This window comes from Oleiphilus sp. HI0132, assembly GCF_001635845.1.
Map to the genome: position 1 here is coordinate 1 of NZ_LWGJ01001711.1, position 855 is coordinate 855.

At 43.0% G+C, this 855-nt stretch carries 1 protein-coding gene and 1 pseudogene; one reads left to right on the forward strand and one right to left on the reverse strand.

Going from position 1 to position 855, the window contains the following annotated elements:
* The coding region (locus tag A3766_RS26205) for a sulfotransferase (RefSeq protein WP_197479764.1) at positions 1 to 477 on the forward strand (477 nt) is incomplete at its 5' end.
* Here A3766_RS26205 and A3766_RS31635 read toward each other — a convergent pair.
* Positions 474 to 855, reverse strand: a pseudogene (locus tag A3766_RS31635) (glycosyl transferase); the annotation flags it as partial. The gene A3766_RS26205 and the pseudogene A3766_RS31635 sit on opposite strands and share 4 nt — an antisense overlap.

Consider the following 855-nt stretch of genomic DNA (forward strand, 5'->3'; position numbering starts at 1 on the left):
TATTTTACAGACAAGATGCCCTATAACTTCATGTTTGTTGGGCTTATCTTAACTGTAATGCCTAACGCTAAAGTTATTCATTGTACACGTGACCCGCTTGAAACCTGTTTTTCTATTTATAAACAAAATTTTTCTGGTTCCCCAGCATACACTAATGATTTAACAGAGCTGGGCCAGTATTATATCGCCTATAAAGACATGATGAAGCATTGGCAGAACCTATTTGGTGATCGTATTTATGAGGCTAATTATGAAGCGATGGTGGATAACTCAGAGCACCAGATTAACAACTTACTCGCCTTTTGCCATTTGGAGCCAGAGGGTGGCTGCTTCGAATTTCATAAAAATAAGCGCGCAGTGAGAACAGCGAGTGTCGCGCAAGTAAGGCAGCCTATATATAAAGATGCCAAGCGAGCATCGGCGCCGTATGAAAAATATTTGGCGCCTTTGATAGAGGTTTTACAGAACGTAGATTAGATCAAGTCTAATTTGCGTTCACTCCAAAGTTTCTCGGCAAATGCGAAGGCGTCCTTCTGTGAGAACTCTGGTTTTAAAGATTTTAAGGCGAGGGCTGTTGTACCGATAATGGCACCTAAGGCATATTCGTCTTCTTGCTCACCACGCCAAACTTGCTTAAGGTAGTTAACCGTTAAATCCTGCCCTTTAACGTGTCTTCGCTCAAATTGAGAAGGCCACTCTTCTTCAGTAAGCTCTCCCTTAATCGCTGACTTTACGACCATGGCATTATCAGGATTTCGCTCAATCTCTCCGCCTTCACCTTTTATTACTGAAAGTGATCGGTACCCTAGTAGTGCTCCAGCCTCTTGATGAAGGCCGCTATAGGGGGGGTGGAAT